Consider the following 20061-nt stretch of genomic DNA (forward strand, 5'->3'; position numbering starts at 1 on the left):
CCTTTATTTTACTTCTTCAAAGTCAACATCTGTAACAGTGTCGGCATTGCCTTCTGCATGTGGTGCACCTGCACCGCCTTCTGCACCTGGCTGAGCCTGTCCTGCATCACCTGCCGCTTTGTACATCTCTTCTGATGCTACGTTCCAGGCATTGCTTAATTCAGCTTGTGCTGTATCAATATCGGCAAAGTTTTTAGCTGCATAAGCTTCTTTCAACTTTGTTAAACCTTCTTCGATAGGGCCTTTTTTGTCAGCTGAAATTTTGTCACCATATTCTTTCAATTGTTTTTCTGTTGAGAAGATCAGGGCGTCGGCAGCGTTCAGTTTTTCAACTTCTTCTTTTGCCTTTTTGTCAGAATCAGCATTTGCTTCAGCTTCGTCCTTCATTTTCTTGATCTCGGCATCGGTTAAACCCGAAGATGCTTCAATACGGATCTTCTGCTCTTTACCGGTAGCTTTATCTTTTGCAGATACATGCAAGATCCCGTTGGCATCAATATCAAAAGTTACTTCAACCTGTGGTACGCCACGCGGAGCCGGTGGTATTCCATCCAAATGGAACCTGCCAATTGTACGGTTACCCGATGCAATAGGGCGCTCACCCTGTAATATATGGATCTCTACTGATGGCTGGCTATCAGACGCAGTTGAGAAAACTTCAGATTTTTTGGTAGGGATAGTAGTGTTAGCTTCAATAAGCTTGGTCATTACACCACCCATAGTTTCAATACCTAATGAAAGCGGGGTAACATCTAACAACAATACATCCTTTACCTCACCTGTTAATACACCACCCTGGATAGCTGCACCTATTGCAACCACTTCGTCAGGGTTAACACCTTTTGAAGGCGCTTTGCCAAAGAATTTTTCAACAGCTTCCTGTATCGCAGGGATACGGGTTGAACCACCTACTAAAATTACTTCGTCAATATCAGAAGTGCTTAAACCTGCATTTTTCAATGCTGATTTACAAGGTTCTATAGTACGTTTTATTAAGCTATCAGCCAGCTGCTCAAATTTAGCACGGGTTAAAGTTTTAACAAGGTGCTTAGGCACACCGTCAGAAGCGGTAACGTATGGTAAGTTAATTTCAGTTTGAGCTGAGCTCGATAACTCGATCTTAGCTTTTTCAGCAGATTCTTTTAAACGCTGTAAAGCCATTGGATCTTTACGCAGATCAACACCTTCGTCGCTTTTAAACTCATCAGCCATCCAGTCGATAATTACCTGGTCAAAATCATCACCACCAAGGTGTGTATCGCCATCAGTTGATTTTACTTCGAAAACGCCATCACCTAATTCAAGGATTGATACGTCATGTGTACCGCCACCGCAATCAAATACGGCAATTTTCATATCCTTGTGCGTTTTGTCAAGGCCATAAGCCAGGGCAGCAGCAGTAGGTTCGTTTATTATACGGCGTACTTTTAAGCCTGCAATTTCACCTGCTTCTTTAGTAGCCTGGCGCTGTGCATCATTAAAATAAGCCGGTACGGTAATAACCGCTTCAGTAACTTCATGACCCAAAAAGTCTTCAGCTGTTTTCTTCATTTTTTGAAGGATCATTGCTGAAATTTCCTGTGGGGTATACATGCGGTCGCCAATTTCAACACGCGGAGTGTTGTTATCGCCTTTAACCACTTTGTAAGGCACGCGTGATGCTTCTTTAGTAACCTCGTTAAACTGGTTACCCATAAAGCGTTTTATTGAATAAATAGTTCTTGTTGGATTAGTGATTGCCTGACGTTTAGCCGGATCACCCACTTTACGCTCGCCATTGTCAACAAAAGCCACTACAGACGGCGTAGTACGTTTACCCTCGCTGTTGGCAATAACTACAGGCTCGTTACCTTCCATTACTGCAACGCAGGAGTTAGTTGTTCCTAAGTCGATTCCAATTATTTTAGACATATGATTATATTTTCTTGATTGATTATTTGTATTACAACCTATTTAACAAGGGTTGTGCCAATTTAGGTTTGGCAGAAAAATTAAGGTGAAAGAGGAAAGGGAAAAGGCAAAAGGTAAAAATTAGTCAGTAAAGTGCATTCAAACGGTGACAGGTTGGCAGAAAATATATTTTGACAAACATTGGACTATGCAGGCAAATAAAGTGCCTGTACCGGCTTTTAGTATTATTTGCTAATCCGGTACAAGTAATATAAATTAAGGAGTGACAACTGAACTGGCGCTAATTCAAACACTGATCTGCCGAAATAACACAAAGGGTTGAAACGGGGCAGGTATACAGCCCGGGGCAGCATCCCAGGGTCCAGTACTTTGCCTTGTTTCCTGCTATAGCGCACCCTATTCCGATACCGCCTTTAACAGCTTTCATTTCATATTTTGTAAGAGGCTCTCCAAAATTGATTTTCATATCTGATGATTTAATTTTGGCCCAGGTATTATGGCACAAGGCTTGGTACCTTTATGGCACAGTGACACATAAAACATAAATAAAATTACTGCCGGCTAACCCGGCAGTAATTACAATGGCCTAATTAAGCAACACCATGGCAGGGATCACTTGGTGGTTCACATTTATGTGTCGAACCAGGGCATTCAGTCAGGCCGGTGCAACAGCCTTGTGAATACGCCTCGCCATTTTGGCCCTGTGCTGCACAGCCGGGGAATTTACCGCCCATAACAGCTTTCATTTCCTTTTTAGAAAGTGGTTTTCCTAAGTTAGATTTCATAATTATTTCGGTTTAGTTCTTGGCCCTGGTTTAAAGGTACAGGACTCGATACCTTGAGGTCAGTTATAGTACATCTTCAATAAAAATAAAGTAAAATGGCCTTTGCAAATACATACCTATAGGGCTGTGATTGTGTTTAGGTTAATATAAAGCTACACATACTTATCTGATAAAACAAAATTTCGTTTCTCACTTAACTAAGGTGAAGCACACAGAAAACTTAACAGATATTCAAGCCTCAATAATAATATCTATATTTATGATATAATTAAACGCCTCTGTTACTTAACACACTAAACCGGCAGACCACCTTGCCTGGAATTGTATAACAATAGCCAAATCCACATGGCTAACCTTTCAATTAAAAAAATTGAACCAGTTTTTTATTGTTATTAAATTCAAAAATCAAATGTTTTATATCGAATCAGAACGGTTACGGATGATCCCGTTAACACATGAATTATTGCAGTTGCTGCATACTAACAGGCAGACTATGGAACTTGCTTTGGGTTTAAATATCTCAAATCCGCAAATAAGCGATTTTTATAAAAAAGAGATCAACGATGCTATGGTGAACTTCTGGCTACCCAAAACACTGGCAAATCCGCAAGCCTATAAATGGTACACCAATTGGGAGATTATATTAAAAAGCGACAACATATCTGTAGGCGGTTTAGGTTTTAACGGTGAGCCAAATGAAAAAGGCGAAGCAGAAACCGGCTATATGATAAATGAGCAACATCAAAATAAAGGCTATGCAACCGAGGCACTGCAATTATTATCAGGCTGGGCTTTTAGCCGGGAAAATGTCAAAGCAATTATTGTGCATACCTATCAGGATAATTTACCTTCCAGAAGGATCCTTTCCAAATGTGGCTTTGAGGAAGTTGAGAAAGATAATGATGGATTGTTAACCTATAGCTTAAAAAAGGGGATGTCATAAATCCTCAATCTCGCCATTGTCGATAACATTTAACCAAAAACGCCCCACTCAAAATGAGCGGGGCATTTTTATATCCTTAAAAGGGATTAATTATTCGCCTTTTTCAGCATTTTCTTCGTTTGCAGCTGGTGCTTCAGGAGTTTCAGCAGCAGGAGTCTCGGCTACAGGTGCTTCAGCAACTGGCGCCTCAGCAATAGGAGTTTCAGCAACCGGTGCAACTTCAACAGCTTTTTCTTCAGCAGGTGCAGCAGTTTTAGCAGCAGGCTCAGCAGTTTTTGCTTTTGCAGAACCACCACGGCGACGTGTTGATTTCTTCTCAGTTTTAACTACATCATTACCGTAAACTGTGTTGTAATCTACTAACTCGATCATTGCCATTTCAGCGTTATCACCTAAACGATTTTCCAATTTGATGATACGAGTGTAACCACCCGGACGGCTAGCAATTTTCTCAGCTATTTCGCGGAACAGGATGCTAACAGCATCTTTATCCTGCAGATAGCTAAATACTGTACGGCGTGAGTGTGTAGTATCGCTTTTTGATTTTGTAAGAATTGGCTCAACATATCCGCGTAAAGCTTTCGCTTTAGCTAATGTTGTAGTAATACGCTTGTGTAAGATAAGCGAGGTGGCCATGTTACTCATCATCGCCTTGCGGTGACTGTTAGTACGGCCTAAATGGTTAACTTTTTTTCCGTGTCTCATTGTATTTTGTTGTTTGTGGCACGTGCATACCGTCGGACGGCGTTATATCGTCAAGTCCTCGGAATTATGCAAATACTCAGTTGTTAATTTGAGTGGTGCGTAGTGAGATCGCCTCAGTACACTGCTCTATTGTTATAAAAAAAATTAGCGATTAAAGTTCAGAACTGATCTCTAATCGCTAATCTCTAAATTATTCTTCGTCTAACTTAAATTTTGACAGGTTCATACCAAAAGATAAGCCTTTTGATTTAACCAGGTCCTGAATTTCAGTCAATGACTTTTTACCAAAGTTTCTGAACTTAAGCATGTCAGCAACATCATACGAAACTAAATCAGCCAGGCTGCGGATGTCAGCAGCTTTAAGGCAATTTAATGCACGTACAGAAAGGTCAAGATCAACCAGTTCAGTTTTAAGGATCTTACGCATATGTAAAATTTCTTCGTCAACTTCTTTGGTTTCTTCTTTAGCCTGTGCTTCAAGCATCATGTTCTCATCGCTGAACAACATAAAGTGCTGGATAAGAATCTTAGCAGCTTCTTTAAGTGCATCTTCAGGATGAATAGAGCCGTCAGTGGTAATATCCAGAACTAATTTTTCATAGTCTGTTTTTTGTTCCACACGATAGTTCTCGATAGTATATTTAACGTTCTTAATAGGCGTGTAAATAGAATCGATAGCTATTACACCTACATTAGCGTCAGGGTTTTTGTTTTCTTCGCTAGCAACATAGCCACGGCCTTTGCTAACGGTAAGCTCAATTTCAAGCGTTACTGATGAATCCATGTTACAGATCACAAGATCCGGATTTAAAACAGTAAAGTTATTTGAGAATTTAGTGATATCACCCGCACTAAAAGCATCCTGGCCATTAATGATAACAAATATCTTTTCGCTGTCGCCAGATTCACCTGATTTTTTAAACCTCACCTGTTTTAGGTTAAGTATAATTTCGGTTACATCTTCAACAACACCTTTTATGGTTGAAAACTCATGCATCACTCCTGAAAAACGAACTGAAGTGATCGCATAACCTTCAAGTGATGAAAGTAAGATACGACGAAGAGCATTACCAATGGTTACACCGAAGCCTGGTTCTAACGGACGAAACTCAAACGTGCCATCAAAATCAGTTGATTTCTGCATGATAACCTTGTCTGGTTTTTGAAATGCTAAAATTGCCATTTATATCCTTTATTTATTGTTTACTAATTGAAATGATTTAAACCACAAAAGATTGGCAGAATCTGCCAATCATAATGCGGATAAGTATCGTTATTATTTTGAGTACAACTCGACGATTAAGTTTTCCTTGATGTTTTCAGGGATCTCATCGCGATTTGGATAGTTTAGGAATTTGCCTGTTAAATTGGCAGCATCCCACTCAAGCCAGCTGTATTTGTTAATTCTGCGACCTGCCACTGAATTTGCAATTGTCTCTAATGATTTTGATTTTTCGCGAACCGCGATAACATCACCTGCTCTTAAAGCATAAGATGCAATATTTACAACCTCGCCGTTAACAGTGATGTGCTTGTGGCCAACTAACTGGCGTGCACCTGAACGGGTTGGAGAAATACCTAAACGGTAAACTGCATTATCTAAACGGGCTTCTAAAAATTTCAGCAAGTTTTCACCTGTGATACCTTCTTTAGCAGAAGCACGGTGAAACAAGTTTTCGAACTGACGTTCTAACACACCATAAGTGTATTTAACTTTCTGTTTTTCCATCAACTGGGTTGAATACTCTGATTGCTTTCCTCTTCTTTTGGAAGCACCATGCATGCCCGGTGGATAATTTTTTCTTTCTAACGCTTTATCCGGACCGAAGATCGGTTCGCGGAAACGGCGCGCAATTTTGGATTTTGGTCCTGTATATCTAGCCATTTTTGTGTGGTTTTTAAAGTATCAAACAGCCTGTAGCTGTCGAATCTTAGCTTTAAAAAAATTGTTAATTAAACTCTTCTCCTTTTTGAAGGGCGGCAACCGTTATGCGGAAGCGGTGTAATATCTTTTATTGTGGTTACTTCAATACCTGCAGTTTGCAAAGTACGGATAGCTGATTCACGACCAGCGCCCGGGCCTTTTACAAATACTTCAACCTTGCGTAAGCCTAAATCATAAGCTACTTTACCGCAATCGCCGGCAGCTTGTCCTGCAGCATATGGTGTATTCTTTTTTGAACCTTTGAAACCCATTTTACCTGCAGACGACCATGAAATAGCCTGGCCTGTTTTGTTGGTAAGGGTGATAATGATGTTGTTAAAAGTAGCGTTGATATGTGCTTCGCCAACCGACTCGACAATTACAACACGCTTTTTGGTTACTTTTTTGCTCTTAGCCATTTTCTTGTTTAATTACTGATTTAATGAATTACTGAATTAGCGAATAATTCGGACTCATAAATCATTTTATAATTTACTTATTCCTGGTGATTTCCGGCTTCAACTAATCTCTGCCCTCTAACCACCAATCAACTATTTAGTAGCTTTCTTCTTGTTAGCAACTGTTTTACGTTTTCCTTTACGGGTACGTGAGTTGTTTTTAGTACGCTGACCACGCAAAGGCAATCCTTTACGGTGACGGGTACCACGGTAGCAACCTATATCCATTAAACGCTTAATGTTCAGTTGAACTTCTGAACGCAAAGAGCCTTCAACTTTTATCTGATCATTAATTATACCACGAATTGTAGCTAATTGCTCATCATTCCAGTCTTGAACTTTTGTATTGAAATCAATACCTGCTTCAGTCAAAATTCTTTGAGCTGTTGAACGGCCAATGCCATAAATGTAGGTCAGGCCAATCTCGCCTCTTTTATTCTTTGGTAAATCAATACCTGAAATCCTTGCCATATTTTTTGTTTGTATTTTTACGTAATAACCGAACGGCGGGCCACCGTTGTACGGATTACTACAATTCCTTTAATTATCCCTGACGTTGTTTGTACTTCGGATTCTTTTTGTTGATCACATAAAGTTTCCCGTTGCGGCGGATGATCTTGCAATCAACACTGCGTTTTTTAATGGATGCTCTAACTTTCATCTCGTTTATTATTTATATCTATAGGTTATTCTACCTTTTGTTAAATCATACGGGCTCATCTCCAATTTAACCCTGTCGCCAGGTAATATCTTGATGTAGTGCATCCGCATTTTTCCGGAAATATGCGCAATAATCTCATGACCATTTTCCAGTTCAACCCTGAACATTGCATTTGATAATGCTTCCCGAATTGTTCCGTCCTGTTCAATCGATGATTGTTTAGCCATATTTTACTGATTATTACTTAATTATCCGCCCTAAAACCGGGATGCAAAATTAATAAAAATATTTTAATTATTTTCTTTTTCTTTTAAAACATTATCTACGTAAGAAAATGTCGAAAGTATATCGGGTTGTCCCTTCCTGATAGCTACCGTATGCTCATAATGAGCAGATGGCTTGCCATCAATGGTTGATACGGTCCATCCATCATCCCAAAACTTAACCCTGGCTTTACCGGCGTTAATCATAGGCTCAATGGCTATCACCATTCCTTCCTCTAATTTAACACCTGCTCCGCGCTTACCATAGTTAGGCACCTCGGGTTTTTCATGCAGCTCTAAACCTACACCATGCCCCACCAGTTCCTTTACTACACCATAACCATGCTTTTCAGCATGCTCCTGTACCGCGTAACCTATATCTCCTATACGCATTCCGGCTACCGCTTTCTCAACACCTAAGTCAAGGCATTCCCTGGTAACGCGCATCAGATCCTTAGCGGTGCTGCTAACTTCGCCAATGGCGAAAGTAAAGGCAGAGTCGCCAAAATATTTATTCAGGATCACCCCGCAATCAACCGATACTACATCGCCCTCAACAAGCACATGCTTGCCTGGGAAACCATGTACTACCTGGTCATTCATCGAAATACACAATGAATACGGGAAGCCATGATAATTTAAAAATGCAGGAACACCTCCGTTATCACGGATAAAAGTTTCTGCAAGTTTATCTAATTCAATGGTTTTAATACCTGGGCGGATAACTTTCGCTATCTCCCCAAGTGTTTTGGAAACAAGTAAAGAACTTTCTCTTATCAGTTCTATCTCTTCGACAGACTTATAATGAATCTTTGACATGTTAAATTATATAACAGGCTGGCTCGTTCCACCTGCTGATGGGATAGCCGTACGCCCTTTAACTCTTCCGCTTTTCATCAAGCCATCATAATGACGCATCAATAAATGGCTTTCTATTTGCTGTAAAGTATCTAATACAACCTGCACAAGAATAATTAATGAAGTACCACCAAAAAACCGTGCAAATGAACTGCTGATGTGGATCATACTTGCAAATGCTGGTATAATAGCTACAATAGCCAGCGCAATAGCGCCCGGTAAAGTTATCCTTGAAATTACAGCGTCTAAAAACGCTCCGGTTGCCCGTCCTGGTTTAATACCCGGAACAAAGCCGCCGTTCTTTTTCATATCCTCTGCCATTTGATTAGGATTAACCGTAATAGCCGTATAGAAGAAAGTGAACAGGATAATTAGTACAGCAAACAATAAATTATGTGCCCATGAGGTATAGTCAGATAATGACATTAATATGCTGTTTGATGCTGCATTAGGAAAAAACTGTGCTACCGTTGACGGTATAAACATTAAGGCTTGTGCAAATATTATCGGCATTACACCGGCAGCAGTTACCTTTAACGGAATATACTGGCGCACACCACCATATTGTTTGTTACCAACAATACGTTTTGCGTACTGAACAGCAACTTTCCTGGTACCCTGTACAATAAGCACAGTAAACATTACCACACCTATCAGGGCCAAAATTTCAACAATAAAGGTAACTAAACCACCCGCACCAACAGTACGTGATTGGAATTCAGTAAGGAATGCACCCGGAAGCGCCGAAATAATACCCACCATAATGATGAGTGAAATACCATTTCCAATACCTTTATCAGTAATTTTTTCACCAAGCCACATCACAAACATAGTACCTGAAGTTAACACGAACATATTCAGAATTGTGAAATATGGGTTTACTAAAAGCATTTGATCAGGTGAAATCTGCGATTTCAAATAACCAATAGCCTGCAGTGCAGTAATACCGATGGTAAGATAGCGCGTCCACTGGTTGATCTTGTTTCTGCCGCTTTCGCCTTCTTTCTGAAGTTTGGCGAAATATGGAACAGCAATACCTAATAATTGCACCACAATGGAAGCCGAAATATAAGGCATTACACCTAACGCAAAAATTGAGGCCCGTGAAAACGATCCTCCGGCAAACATATTGAGTAAACCTGTTATGCCTTCATTGCCTTGCTGGTGGCTAAGCAAATTAGCGTTAACACCCGGCAGAACTACGTATGAGCCTACACGATATATAAAAAGAAATAAGAGTGTGTTCAAAATACGCACTCTTAAATCATCGATTTTCCAAATATTGGATAATGTGGTGAAAAATTTCTTCATCGAAAAATTATAGCTTAACTATTGTACCACCTGCTGCTTCAATAGCTTTTTGCGCTGTAGCAGTAAATGCATGTGCTTTAACTTCTAATTTGGCTTTCAATTCGCCACGGCCTAAAATTTTAACAAGGTCGTTACGTGATGCTAAACCATGTTCTTTCAGTGTATCAAAATCAACTGATGATAAAGTAAATTTTTCAGTTAATGCTTGTAACACATCAAGGTTAACGCCAACATACTCAACACGGTTAGGATTTTTAAATCCTACCTTAGGCACACGGCGCTGTAAAGGCATCTGGCCACCTTCAAAACCAACTTTTGTGCTGGTACCTGAACGTGATCCGGCACCTTTATGGCCACGGGTTGATGTTCCGCCACGGCCTGAACCAGTACCACGGCCAATTCTTTTTCTATTTTTAGTAGAACCTTCTGCAGGTTTAAGATTGCTTAAATTCATGATATTAAATATTTTCTACCGCTACCAGGTGATTAACTTTTTTAACCATACCGATGATAGCTGCAGTAGCTTCAACTTCTACACTGTGGTTGATCTTTCTTAAGCCCAGGGCCTCAACCGTACGTTTTTGGCGCTCACTTCTATCGATCACGCTTTTAATCTGGGTTATTTTGATTTTTGCCATGACTGATTATCCGTTAAATACTTTACCTAAACTAACGCCACGGTGCTGAGCTACAGTATAAGCATCACGTAATTGTGATAATGCCGATACAGTTGCTTTAACCACGTTGTGCGGGTTTGATGAACCTTTTGATTTTGCCAATACGTTGTGGATCCCTGCTGACTCTAATACAGCACGCATCGCACCACCGGCAATTACACCGGTACCGTTTGCTGCAGGTTTTATGAAAACAAAACCTCCTGAAAATTTACCTATTTGCTCATGCGGTACAGTACCGTTAATGATAGGAACTTTTACAAGGTTCTTTTTAGCATCATCAATACCTTTTGCAATAGCTTCTGTAACCTCTTTAGCTTTACCTAAACCATAACCTACAACACCATTCTCATCACCCACTACCACAATGGCACTGAAGCTGAAAGTACGGCCGCCTTTGGTTACTTTGGCTACACGCTGTATGCTTACCAAGCGGTCTTTTAATTCGATCTCGCTTGTTTTTACTCTTTTTATGTTGATTGTTGACATTTCTCTTTTCGATTAAAAGTTTAAACCACCTTCACGTGCACCTTCAGCCAGTGATTTAACACGACCATGGTACAAATAACCGTTCCTGTCGAAAACCACATCTTTAATGCCTGCTGCAATAGCTTTTGAAGCAACCAGTTTACCAACGGCAACTGACTGATCAATTTTAGTACCGTCTGCTGCAGTAAAATCTTTTGATAATGATGAGGCCGACACTAGTGTCTTTCCGCTTACATCGTCAATGATCTGCGCATAAATACCTTTATTGCTTCTGTATACTGACAGACGAGGGCGTGCTGAAGAACCTGAAAGGCGCTTCCTGATCCCCATCTTAATTCTGTCTCTTCTTGATAATTTTGCTCTAGCTCCCATGACGATTATTTTTTAGATGCTGATTTACCTGCTTTTCTTCTCAATACTTCGCCAACAAACTTGATACCTTTACCCTTGTAAGGTTCTGGTGCACGTAACGAGCGTATTTTTGCTGCTACCTGGCCTATAAGTTGTTTATCAATTGACTCTAAAATGATAGTGGGGTTTTTACCCTTATCAGCAGTTGTTGAAACTTTTATTTCTTTTGGTAATTCAAAAACATAGTGGTGAGAATATCCCAAAACTAAATCTAATGTATTACCTGTATTGGTTGCACGGTAACCCACACCCACTAATTCCTGCTCAATCTTGTAACCGGTGGTTACGCCTACAACCATGTTGTTAATTAGCGCACGATACAAACCATGTAACGCTTTGTGGCGTTTTTGATCAGAAGGGCGTTTTACAACCAGATTTCCTTCTTCCTGTTCAACAGTGATATCACTGTCAACAGCCTGTTGCAACTCACCTTTAGGGCCTTTTACTGTAACAACATTATCTGCCGATACATTAATAGTTACTCCCTGTGGTAGTGCTATAGGTGATTTTCCTACTCTTGACATTGCTTAATTTCCTCCTATTAATATACGTAGCATAAAACCTCACCACCAACATTCTGTGCGCGGGCTTCTTTATCGGTCATTACACCTTTTGAAGTCGACAGGATGGCAATACCTAAACCATTTAATACTCTTGGCAAGTTATCCATGCCTGCGTATTTCCTCAAACCTGGTTTACTGATGCGTGCAATGCTGCGGATAGCAGAAATTTTAGTTATCGGATGGTATTTCAAAGCCACCTTTATAGTGCCTTGAGGACCGTTATCTTCAAACTTAAAATTAGCAATGTAACCTTTATCGAAAAGCACCTTAGTGATTTCCTTTTTCAGATTTGATGCAGGAATTTCAACAACCCGATGGTTGGCCTTAATAGCATTCCTTACTCTTGTAAGATAATCTGCGATTGGATCTGTATTCATTTTATTGTTTTATGATAGTGGTTTCCTTTTTTGGACCTTCTATCGGTTAATCTTATATCGGATTTCGGATGTTCTATTTCGGATGTTCTATTTCGGATTTAACCCAAATTCGAATTTCCAAATTCCAATTTATTTTCTGTTCTGCGATATTCAAATTCCGAAATCGTAATTCCGAAATCCGAAATCAAATTACCAGCTTGCTTTCTTTATTCCGGGGATCTTACCAGCCAGGGCCATATCACGGAATGTTACACGTGATATACCAAACTGACGCATGTATCCGCGCGGACGGCCTGTTAATTTACAACGGTTATGTAATTTAACCGGTGACGATCCTTTTGGTAAAGCATCTAAAGCTACATAGTTTCCTTCAGCTTTAAGGGCCGCTCTTTTTTCAGCGTATTTTGCTACTAACTTAGCACGTTTAACTTCACGTGCTTTTACACCTTCTTTAGCCATTAGTATTTTGATTTTTAAATGGTAATCCAAATTGTTTCAACAACTCCAATGCTTCAACATCGTTTGTTGCAGAGGTTACAAAGGTAATATCCATTCCCTGGATTTTATTGATCTTGTCAATATTGATCTCCGGGAAAATAATTTGTTCAGATACACCTAAAGTATAGTTTCCGCGTCCGTCAAAACCTTTATCGTTAATGCCTTTGAAATCACGGATACGTGGTAAAGCAACAGCAATTAAACGGTCAAGAAATTCATACATTGTATTATCACGTAAGGTAACACGTACGCCGATAGGCATGTTTTTACGTAACTTAAAGTTTGAAATATCTTTTTTAGATTTTGAAGAAACAGCCTGCTGACCGGTAATAGTGGTAAGCTCGGTAATTGTACTTTCAATAAGCTTTTTATCAGTAGTAGCACCACCAACACCCTGGTTGATAGCAATTTTTTCAAGCTTAGGAACCTGCATTACGCTTTTGTACTGAAATTTATCTTTCAGTGCAGTACGAATTTCGTCCTTATACTTTGTTTTTAATCTTGGTACGTATTCCATTAGTTAATTTCCTCTCCTGATATTTTTGCAAACCTTACTAATTTACCGGCATCATTTTTTCTACGGCCAACGCGGGTTGGTTTTCCTGATTTAGGATCAACCAGCATCAGGTTTGAAATAGCTATAGCAGCTTCCTGCTTAACAATTCCACCGTTTGGTTTTGCTGCATTAGGCTTAGTATGTTTTGATACCATATTGGCACCTTCAACAATAGCTCTGCCTTTTTCTAATATTACTTCTAATATCTTACCTTCTGATCCTTTTGAATCTCCGGCTATAACCTTTACCAGGTCACCTTTTTTAACCTTTAACTTGGTAGGTTGTGTGTGTTGTTTCTTTTCCATTATTACAATACCTCCGGTGCTAATGATACAATTTTCATAAATTGTTTTTCACGTAACTCTCTTGCTACCGGGCCGAAGATACGTGTACCTCTTGGCTCATCCTGGTTGTTTAACAAAACCGCGGCATTGTCGTCAAAACGGATATAAGAACCATCTTTTCTGCGGATCTCTTTCTTAGTTCTAACAACTACGGCTTTTGAAACAGTACCTTTTTTAACGTTGCCTGATGGCAAAGCACTTTTTACGGTAACTACTATCTTATCGCCAATTGATGCATACCTTTTACCGGTACCACCTAACACACGGATCACTAAAACTTCTTTAGCACCGCTGTTATCAGCTACATTTAATCTTGATTCCTGTTGTACCATCTTATTTAGCCCTTTCTAAAATTTGAACTAATCTCCAGTTTTTGTTTTTGCTCAGCGGGCGTGTTTCCATAATCAATACGGTATCGCCTACACCACAGGTATTGGCTTCATCATGAGCCATAAATTTGGTAGTTTTCTTAACGAACTTACCATAAATTGGGTGTTTCACCTTACGTTCCACAGCAACTACAATAGATTTTTCCATCTTGCTGCTTACCACCAGGCCGGTACGTGTTTTTCTTAAATTTCTTTCCATTTTTCTCGACGCTTAAAAATTATTCAGAAGCTGACGCCGCTTTGCGCTTTGTTAATTCAGTATTTAAACGGGCGATGTCCTTACGTACCCTTGTGATACGGGTAGGGTTTTCAATAGCAGAAACCGCATGTGCAAATTTCAGTTTGGTGAGTGTTCCTCTTTCCTCGCTGACCCTGGCAACCAATTCTTCAGTTGACAACTCTAAAATCTCTGAGTTTTTCATTTTCTTTAACTGTTTGTTGTAATATTGAAGAGGTTGTAAAGATTATGCTGCTGTATTAACTATAACTAATTTTACAACACTTTACAACATTCAAATTTTATTTATGCTTCTACGTAATCTCTACGTACTATAAATCTTGTTTGCACAGGCAACTTTTGTGCTGCCAGGCGCAGTGCTTCTTTAGCAACGTCTAAAGGCACACCTTCGGCTTCAAAAATGATCCTTCCGGGGCGTACTACCGCTACCCAGTATTCCGGAGCACCTTTACCTTTACCCATACGTACTTCCGCTGGTTTTTTGGTTACAGGCTTGTCAGGAAATATCCTGATCCACACCTGGCCTTCACGTTTCATAAAACGTGTTACAGCAATACGTGCAGCTTCGATCTGGCGGCTGGTGATCCAGGCCGGCTCGAGTGATTTTATACCGAAAGATCCGAATGAAAGCTCAGCGCCACGACTGGCGTTACCTTTCATTTTGCCTTTTTGCATCTTTCTGAACTTCGTTCTTTTTGGCTGTAGCATTTTCTTAAGCTTTTATATCTTAACGATATATTTTTCTACTAATATTATTATCTCTTTCCTGGACCACCCGGGCGGTTTCCGCCTGGACGATTACCGCCGCCTTGTCCACCTGGACGATTTCCCTGGCCACCCGGGCGATTTCCGCCTGGTGCACCCGGTCCGCCACGGCGATCACCGCCTGGTTTCCTGTCGCCTCTGCGTTCACCGCCACGTTCGCCACCTCTTTCATTGCCGCCACGACCGCCGAAGCCTGCCGCGCCGCCTTCAGGGCGTCCGCCTTTACCGCTTGCGCTGCTCGCACCACCAATGTTTGGTGATAAGTCGCGTTTGCCGTAAACCTCGCCTTTGCAAATCCAAACCTTAACACCTATTTTTCCATAAGTGGTTAAAGCTTCAGCTAATGCATAGTCAATGTCTGCGCGGAAAGTATGTAGTGGAATTCTTCCTTCTTTATATTGTTCTGTACGTGCCATTTCAGCGCCACCTAAACGGCCTGATGTCATCACCTTTATTCCTTCAGCACCCATTCTCATGGTTGAAGCAATAGTGGTTTTCATGGCACGACGGAATGAAATACGTGCTTCAAGTTGTTTTGCTATACCTTCTGCAACTAATTGTGCATCAAGTTCAGGGCGTTTGATCTCGAAGATGTTGATCTGAACTTCCTTTTTAGTAAGTTTCTTTAACTCTTCTTTGATCTTATCAACTTCCTGGCCACCTTTACCTATAACAATACCCGGACGGGCAGTGTGTATAGTTACAGTGATACGTTTTAATGTGCGTTCAATAACTACCTTTGATACACCACCTTTTGAGATACGTGCTGAAAGATATTTACGGATCTTTTCGTCTTCAACTAATTTGTCGGCATAATGATTGCCACCGAACCAATTAGAATCCCAACCTCTGATGATTCCTAATCTGTTACCTATTGGATGTGCTTTCTGTCCCATTTCAAATTAATTGTTGTCGTTTTTACTATCTACGATCAGGTGTACGTGGTTTGAGCGTTTGCGGATACGGTATCCTCTTCCTTGCGGAGCAGGGCGTAACCTTTTTAACTGACGACCACCGCCTACTGAAACCTCTTTTACATACAGGTTGCTTTCTTCAACACGTTTGCCTTCGTTTTTTGCTTCCCAGTTTTTGATGGCTGATAACAAAAGCTTTTCAACGCGTATCGCAGCTTCCTTATTTAAAAATTTTAGGGTATATATCGCTTTCTCAACGTTCATACCACGGATCAGGTCAACCACCAAACGCATTTTACGTGGTGAAGTTGGGCAGTTCTGTAACTTGGCAACAGATGCACCACCAACCTGCGCTTTCGCAGCTTCCTTTTTCTGTCTGATTAGTACAGACTTTTTAATTTTAGTTGTTGCTTCCATGCCTTATTTTTTCTTTTCTGCGTGACCACGGAATGTACGGGTTGGTGCAAACTCTCCCAGCTTGTGTCCAACCATGTTTTCTGTTACGTACACAGGGATAAATTTATTACCGTTGTGTACTGCGAATGTATGACCAACGAAATCCGGAGAGATCATGGAGCGTCTTGACCATGTTTTTACAACCGATTTCTTATTTGAATCATTCAGAACCATAACTTTCTTGTCAAGGTTATGATCGATGTAAGGTCCTTTTCTAATTGAACGTGCCATTGTTATTTCTTCCTTCTTTCAATGATATAACGATCCGATGTTTTCTTTTTGTCACGAGTTTTGTAGCCTTTTGCTAATAAACCTTTGCGTGAACGTGGGTGACCACCTGAGGCTCTGCCCTCGCCACCACCCATAGGGTGATCTACCGGGTTCATGGCTACACCACGAACTCTCGGCCTGCGGCCTAACCAGCGGTTACGGCCAGCCTTACCTAATACAGCGTTTGCTTTTTCGCCATTTGAAACGGTACCGATAGTTGCCAAACAAGTTGACAGGATCATACGGGTTTCGCCTGAAGGCAATTTGATGATAGCATATTTACCATCGCGTGCTGAAAGCTGTGCATAAGTACCGGCGCTACGTGCTATGGTACCACCCTGGCCAGGGTTTAATTCAATGTTATGAATAATAGAGCCCAATGGGATATTTTTCAAAGGCATTGTATTACCTACTTCAGGAGTTGCTGTTTCGCCTGATACAACAGTTTGTCCAACTGTTAATCCTTCAGGAGCAATCATGTATCTTTTTTCACCGTCAACAAAATGTAGCAGGGCTATACGGGCTGAACGGTTAGGATCATACTCAATAGTTGCAACCTTTGCCGGAATGTCAAATTTATTACGTTTGAAATCAATCAACCTGTATGCTTGTTTATGACCACCACCCATGTAGCGCATAGTCATTTTACCGCTGTTATTACGCCCGCCTGATCTTGTGTTGGCTGATACAACCAACGACTTCTCAGGAACGTTTGTTGTTATATCTGAGTTAGATACATCAACTCTGAAGCGGGTACCCGGCGTAACCGGTTTAAATCTTTTAACTGCCATCTTCTTATTTATATACCGCTATAAAAATCTATTGTTTCTCCGTCTTTCAACGTAATGACCGCTTTTTTATAAGTTGCAGCGCGGCCACTAACGGCGCCTGCCTTAGTATTGCGGGTCTTCAGTTTTCCAACGTATTTCATAGTGTTTACAGCTTTCACGGTAACACCATACATAGCCTCAACGGCTCCTTTGATCTGAATTTTGTTAGCTCTGTGATCAACTTTGAAAGCATAACGATTAAGCTTCTCTGTTAATTGAGTTACTTTTTCAGTAAGTAAGGGTTTCTTTAAAATTTCCATAATTACTTAGCTAATGCTTCCTCCAAAGTTTTAAGAGCACCTGTGGTTAAGATCAGCTTGCCTGCATTTAACACATCATAAGTGTTTAGCTGGTTTGCCAGGATAACCTTAGTTCTTTTCAGGTTTCTGCTTGATAAATAAACATTGTTATTTGCAGCGCCTAATACTAAAAGTGTTTTTACATCACTAACATTAAGATCTGCGGTAAGCTGTATGTAGCTTTTGGTTTTGATCGAGTCAAAAGTAAAGTCTTCTACAACTACTATGCTGCTGTCTTTTGCTTTGTATGATAAAGCAGAGTTACGTGCCAGTGATTTAAGTTTCTTGTTTAACTTGAAACTGTAATCGCGCGGCTGCGGACCGAATACACGGCCACCACCATTAAACAATGGTGATTTTACACTACCTGCACGGGCACCACCGGTACCTTTTTGCTTATATAATTTGCGGGTTGAACCTGCAATTTCGTTACGCTGTTTTGATTTGTGTGTACCCTGACGCTGATTAGCTAAATACTGCTTAACATCAAGATAAATTGCGTGATCGTTTGGTTCAATACCGAATACGGATTCAGGAAGTTGCACCTTGGCACCTGTTTCTTTACCTGATACATTTACTACGTTAACTTCCATCTTATTTATCCACTATTACGAATGAACCCTTAGCTCCTGGGATGGAACCTTTAACAACCAACAGATTTTGCTCTGCGAAAACTTTCACAACTTGCAAATTCTGAATTTTAACACGTTCATTTCCCATCTGCCCAGCCATACGCATACCTTTAAATACGCGAGAAGGCCATGATGAAGCTCCCAATGAACCCGGTGCACGTAAACGATTGTGCTGACCGTGAGTTTGCATACCCACACCACCAAAACCGTGACGCTTTACCACACCCTGGAAACCTTTACCTTTTGAAGTACCAACCACATCCACAAAATCACCGATCTCAAAAATCTCAACAGTAACAGTGTCACCTAATGATTTTTCATCCTCGAAAGTTTTGAATTCAACCAGTTTACGTTTTGGTGTAGTACCGGCTTTTTGGAAGTGGCCTTTTAAAGGACCTGTAGTGTGCTTGTCTTTTTTCTCACCGTATGCAAGCTGAATAGCTGCATATCCATCTGTTTCAACAGATCTGATCTGTGTTACCACGCAAGGGCCAGCTTCGATTACTGTGCAGGGAATATTTTTTCCTGCTTCATCGAAAATGCTGGTCATTCCTACTTTTTTACCAATAATTCCTGACATTTTATTTTTTTGTTTTTGTCCATCGAAGCAGTAGGGCTTCGTTCAAGACATGTTATTCCCCCGTAAGGGACGGCAAAGATAGGAATTTTACATTAATTGCCAAATAGTTAACAAGTTATTTTTTTATAAATTATTTTGAGGCAGGTTTTTAGGGGAAATAGTTGATTAAGTGAGGTGTGATGGAGAGAAAAAGAGTTCTTTTAATTATGTGTCGTATCCAGCCGATGAATAATTTCATTAATTATCCATTTACGAAGTTTTAAAAACTTCGTAAATCTGAAATTTCCAACTCCCTGTATTACTATTTAAGGCTTTTAATTCTGATCAGTAATTGTTCTTCTGCTATAGTGCTTAATGACGATTTATCATATATTGACAACAGGAAAATCTCTTCATTCATAAATCTTACATGAGTAATTACCCTGGCCCCGCCAGATTTACCCTTATTTTTTGAGGATATGCTCATGCGTATTTTATAACAGTTGTTACCAATGGATTCTCCTGACCTTGGGTTTTCATTCAAGAGGTTGATAATTGCTTCTAAATCTTTTTTTAAAGAGCCATGCTTTTTTAAAAGTTTTTTAAACTCCCGCTCAAAAAACGGGGTGAAATTAATACTAAAGCTCATTTAACAATTGGTCGATCGTTTTGGCTTTAACCTTTCCTTGTTGGTGCAGGTTTACAAACTCAATGGCCTCATCAAACTCTTTTAAAAATTTCTTATCCTTTCGCGATAGTTTTTCTGTGACATGAGTTAGGCTTCTGTCCTCCTTTGAATTTGAGTCACTAATAATTACTTTCCCCCCTAACTGTTCAATCAAATCTGACAGTGTCTTTTCGATCTTTTCCGGAATTTCAATAGTGAGCGTTGTCATATAACAAAATTAAGACAATTACCTTGAATAATAAAAAGTTTAGACTCATTCAACTCACCAAATTTTGAAAACTTAGTAAGTT

At 40.2% G+C, this 20061-nt stretch carries 35 protein-coding genes; 1 reads left to right on the forward strand and 34 read right to left on the reverse strand.

The features are described from left to right. Nucleotides 1-3: 3 nt before the first annotated feature. The 3 genes from dnaK to BUE31_RS20780 form a co-directional block, all read right to left on the reverse strand. Nucleotides 4-1953: a molecular chaperone DnaK gene (gene dnaK, locus BUE31_RS20770; protein WP_255376679.1), complete on the reverse strand. Its 1950-nt coding sequence runs from the start codon at nucleotides 1951-1953 to the stop codon at nucleotides 4-6. 238 nt (nucleotides 1954-2191) lie between these two features. Continuing rightward, complete coding sequence (locus BUE31_RS20775) at nucleotides 2192-2377, reverse strand: hypothetical protein (protein ID WP_143167200.1); 186 nt, start codon at nucleotides 2375-2377, stop codon at nucleotides 2192-2194. Nucleotides 2378-2501: 124 nt separating this feature from the next. Beyond that, nucleotides 2502-2696, reverse strand: a complete 195-nt coding sequence (locus BUE31_RS20780; RefSeq protein WP_073405767.1) for a hypothetical protein — start codon at nucleotides 2694-2696, stop codon at nucleotides 2502-2504. 409 nt (nucleotides 2697-3105) lie between these two features. On the opposite strand from BUE31_RS20780, the gene BUE31_RS20785 reads away from it, so the two are divergent. After that, complete coding sequence (locus BUE31_RS20785) at nucleotides 3106-3639, forward strand: GNAT family N-acetyltransferase (protein ID WP_143167201.1); 534 nt, start codon at nucleotides 3106-3108, stop codon at nucleotides 3637-3639. Between the two features lie 90 nt (nucleotides 3640-3729). Here BUE31_RS20785 and rplQ read toward each other — a convergent pair whose 3' ends face one another. The 31 genes from rplQ to BUE31_RS20940 form a co-directional block, all read right to left on the reverse strand. Then, nucleotides 3730-4344 carry a 50S ribosomal protein L17 gene (gene rplQ, locus BUE31_RS20790; protein WP_073405769.1) on the reverse strand — a complete coding sequence of 205 codons (615 nt, stop codon included), beginning with the start codon at nucleotides 4342-4344 and terminating at the stop codon, nucleotides 3730-3732. A gap of 190 nt (nucleotides 4345-4534) precedes the next feature. Further along, the gene (locus BUE31_RS20795) at nucleotides 4535-5527 is read right to left on the reverse strand and encodes a DNA-directed RNA polymerase subunit alpha (protein ID WP_073405770.1); all 993 of its coding nucleotides are present in this window, start codon (nucleotides 5525-5527) and stop codon (nucleotides 4535-4537) included. A gap of 93 nt (nucleotides 5528-5620) precedes the next feature. Further along, on the reverse strand, nucleotides 5621-6229 hold the full coding sequence (rpsD, locus tag BUE31_RS20800) for a 30S ribosomal protein S4 (protein WP_073405771.1): 609 nt from the start codon (nucleotides 6227-6229) through the stop codon (nucleotides 5621-5623). 68 nt (nucleotides 6230-6297) lie between these two features. Continuing rightward, the gene (gene rpsK / locus BUE31_RS20805) at nucleotides 6298-6687 is read right to left on the reverse strand and encodes a 30S ribosomal protein S11 (RefSeq protein ID WP_073405772.1); all 390 of its coding nucleotides are present in this window, start codon (nucleotides 6685-6687) and stop codon (nucleotides 6298-6300) included. Nucleotides 6688-6819: 132 nt separating this feature from the next. Then, complete coding sequence (gene rpsM / locus BUE31_RS20810; protein WP_073405773.1) at nucleotides 6820-7197, reverse strand: 30S ribosomal protein S13; 378 nt, start codon at nucleotides 7195-7197, stop codon at nucleotides 6820-6822. A 73-nt stretch (nucleotides 7198-7270) separates the two neighbouring features. Further along, nucleotides 7271-7387, reverse strand: coding sequence for a 50S ribosomal protein L36 (rpmJ, locus tag BUE31_RS20815; protein WP_073405774.1), 117 nt, complete (start codon nucleotides 7385-7387; stop codon nucleotides 7271-7273). Nucleotides 7388-7395: 8 nt separating this feature from the next. Continuing rightward, entirely contained in the window at nucleotides 7396-7614 is a 219-nt protein-coding gene (gene infA, locus BUE31_RS20820) for a translation initiation factor IF-1 (protein WP_022833270.1), read from the reverse strand. 63 nt (nucleotides 7615-7677) lie between these two features. Then, nucleotides 7678-8469, reverse strand: a complete 792-nt coding sequence (map, locus tag BUE31_RS20825) for a type I methionyl aminopeptidase (protein ID WP_073405775.1) — start codon at nucleotides 8467-8469, stop codon at nucleotides 7678-7680. 6 nt (nucleotides 8470-8475) lie between these two features. Continuing rightward, nucleotides 8476-9819 carry a preprotein translocase subunit SecY gene (gene secY / locus BUE31_RS20830; RefSeq protein ID WP_073405776.1) on the reverse strand — a complete coding sequence of 448 codons (1344 nt, stop codon included), beginning with the start codon at nucleotides 9817-9819 and terminating at the stop codon, nucleotides 8476-8478. 7 nt (nucleotides 9820-9826) lie between these two features. After that, nucleotides 9827-10273, reverse strand: coding sequence for a 50S ribosomal protein L15 (gene rplO, locus BUE31_RS20835; RefSeq protein ID WP_073405777.1), 447 nt, complete (start codon nucleotides 10271-10273; stop codon nucleotides 9827-9829). A 4-nt stretch (nucleotides 10274-10277) separates the two neighbouring features. Beyond that, nucleotides 10278-10457 (reverse strand): 50S ribosomal protein L30, encoded by a 180-nt coding sequence (gene rpmD, locus BUE31_RS20840; RefSeq protein ID WP_073405778.1) that lies wholly within the window; start codon nucleotides 10455-10457, stop codon nucleotides 10278-10280. Nucleotides 10458-10463: 6 nt separating this feature from the next. After that, on the reverse strand, nucleotides 10464-10982 hold the full coding sequence (rpsE, locus tag BUE31_RS20845) for a 30S ribosomal protein S5 (protein WP_073405779.1): 519 nt from the start codon (nucleotides 10980-10982) through the stop codon (nucleotides 10464-10466). 12 nt (nucleotides 10983-10994) lie between these two features. Beyond that, on the reverse strand, nucleotides 10995-11354 hold the full coding sequence (rplR, locus tag BUE31_RS20850) for a 50S ribosomal protein L18 (protein WP_073405780.1): 360 nt from the start codon (nucleotides 11352-11354) through the stop codon (nucleotides 10995-10997). Between the two features lie 5 nt (nucleotides 11355-11359). Then, on the reverse strand, nucleotides 11360-11917 hold the full coding sequence (gene rplF, locus BUE31_RS20855) for a 50S ribosomal protein L6 (protein WP_073405781.1): 558 nt from the start codon (nucleotides 11915-11917) through the stop codon (nucleotides 11360-11362). Nucleotides 11918-11934: 17 nt separating this feature from the next. Beyond that, a complete protein-coding gene (rpsH, locus tag BUE31_RS20860) occupies nucleotides 11935-12333 on the reverse strand; it encodes a 30S ribosomal protein S8 (protein ID WP_073405782.1) in 399 nt (132 codons plus the stop codon). Between the two features lie 189 nt (nucleotides 12334-12522). Then, nucleotides 12523-12792: a 30S ribosomal protein S14 gene (rpsN, locus tag BUE31_RS20865; RefSeq protein WP_073405783.1), complete on the reverse strand. Its 270-nt coding sequence runs from the start codon at nucleotides 12790-12792 to the stop codon at nucleotides 12523-12525. Then, nucleotides 12785-13348: a 50S ribosomal protein L5 gene (gene rplE, locus BUE31_RS20870; RefSeq protein ID WP_073405784.1), complete on the reverse strand. Its 564-nt coding sequence runs from the start codon at nucleotides 13346-13348 to the stop codon at nucleotides 12785-12787. The genes rpsN and rplE overlap by 8 nt, the downstream gene beginning before the upstream one ends. Then, nucleotides 13348-13692: a 50S ribosomal protein L24 gene (gene rplX, locus BUE31_RS20875; protein WP_073405785.1), complete on the reverse strand. Its 345-nt coding sequence runs from the start codon at nucleotides 13690-13692 to the stop codon at nucleotides 13348-13350. Before rplX ends, rplE begins: the two co-directional genes overlap by 1 nt. Before the next feature lie 2 nt (nucleotides 13693-13694). Beyond that, entirely contained in the window at nucleotides 13695-14063 is a 369-nt protein-coding gene (rplN, locus tag BUE31_RS20880) for a 50S ribosomal protein L14 (protein WP_073405786.1), read from the reverse strand. Nucleotide 14064: 1 nt separating this feature from the next. Continuing rightward, on the reverse strand, nucleotides 14065-14319 hold the full coding sequence (gene rpsQ / locus BUE31_RS20885; RefSeq protein ID WP_073405787.1) for a 30S ribosomal protein S17: 255 nt from the start codon (nucleotides 14317-14319) through the stop codon (nucleotides 14065-14067). 19 nt (nucleotides 14320-14338) lie between these two features. Then, nucleotides 14339-14542, reverse strand: a complete 204-nt coding sequence (gene rpmC / locus BUE31_RS20890) for a 50S ribosomal protein L29 (protein ID WP_073405788.1) — start codon at nucleotides 14540-14542, stop codon at nucleotides 14339-14341. Nucleotides 14543-14643: 101 nt separating this feature from the next. After that, nucleotides 14644-15066, reverse strand: coding sequence for a 50S ribosomal protein L16 (gene rplP / locus BUE31_RS20895; protein WP_073405789.1), 423 nt, complete (start codon nucleotides 15064-15066; stop codon nucleotides 14644-14646). A 47-nt stretch (nucleotides 15067-15113) separates the two neighbouring features. After that, nucleotides 15114-16019: a 30S ribosomal protein S3 gene (gene rpsC / locus BUE31_RS20900; protein ID WP_073405790.1), complete on the reverse strand. Its 906-nt coding sequence runs from the start codon at nucleotides 16017-16019 to the stop codon at nucleotides 15114-15116. A gap of 6 nt (nucleotides 16020-16025) precedes the next feature. Beyond that, the gene (gene rplV / locus BUE31_RS20905) at nucleotides 16026-16454 is read right to left on the reverse strand and encodes a 50S ribosomal protein L22 (RefSeq protein ID WP_073405791.1); all 429 of its coding nucleotides are present in this window, start codon (nucleotides 16452-16454) and stop codon (nucleotides 16026-16028) included. A 3-nt stretch (nucleotides 16455-16457) separates the two neighbouring features. After that, a complete protein-coding gene (rpsS, locus tag BUE31_RS20910; RefSeq protein ID WP_073405792.1) occupies nucleotides 16458-16724 on the reverse strand; it encodes a 30S ribosomal protein S19 in 267 nt (88 codons plus the stop codon). Between the two features lie 2 nt (nucleotides 16725-16726). Beyond that, nucleotides 16727-17554, reverse strand: a complete 828-nt coding sequence (gene rplB / locus BUE31_RS20915; RefSeq protein WP_073405793.1) for a 50S ribosomal protein L2 — start codon at nucleotides 17552-17554, stop codon at nucleotides 16727-16729. An 8-nt stretch (nucleotides 17555-17562) separates the two neighbouring features. Continuing rightward, entirely contained in the window at nucleotides 17563-17853 is a 291-nt protein-coding gene (gene rplW / locus BUE31_RS20920; RefSeq protein ID WP_073405794.1) for a 50S ribosomal protein L23, read from the reverse strand. A 2-nt stretch (nucleotides 17854-17855) separates the two neighbouring features. Next, nucleotides 17856-18485: a 50S ribosomal protein L4 gene (gene rplD / locus BUE31_RS20925; RefSeq protein ID WP_073405795.1), complete on the reverse strand. Its 630-nt coding sequence runs from the start codon at nucleotides 18483-18485 to the stop codon at nucleotides 17856-17858. A 1-nt stretch (nucleotide 18486) separates the two neighbouring features. Further along, nucleotides 18487-19104: a 50S ribosomal protein L3 gene (gene rplC / locus BUE31_RS20930; protein ID WP_073405796.1), complete on the reverse strand. Its 618-nt coding sequence runs from the start codon at nucleotides 19102-19104 to the stop codon at nucleotides 18487-18489. A 301-nt stretch (nucleotides 19105-19405) separates the two neighbouring features. Further along, entirely contained in the window at nucleotides 19406-19570 is a 165-nt protein-coding gene (locus BUE31_RS31710) for a hypothetical protein (RefSeq protein WP_410504012.1), read from the reverse strand. 151 nt (nucleotides 19571-19721) lie between these two features. Next, nucleotides 19722-19979, reverse strand: coding sequence for a BRCT domain-containing protein (locus BUE31_RS20940; protein WP_073405798.1), 258 nt, complete (start codon nucleotides 19977-19979; stop codon nucleotides 19722-19724). Nucleotides 19980-20061 lie beyond the last annotated feature (82 nt).

This window comes from Mucilaginibacter sp. OK098 (assembly GCF_900142915.1).
Lineage (GTDB): Bacteria > Bacteroidota > Bacteroidia > Sphingobacteriales > Sphingobacteriaceae > Mucilaginibacter.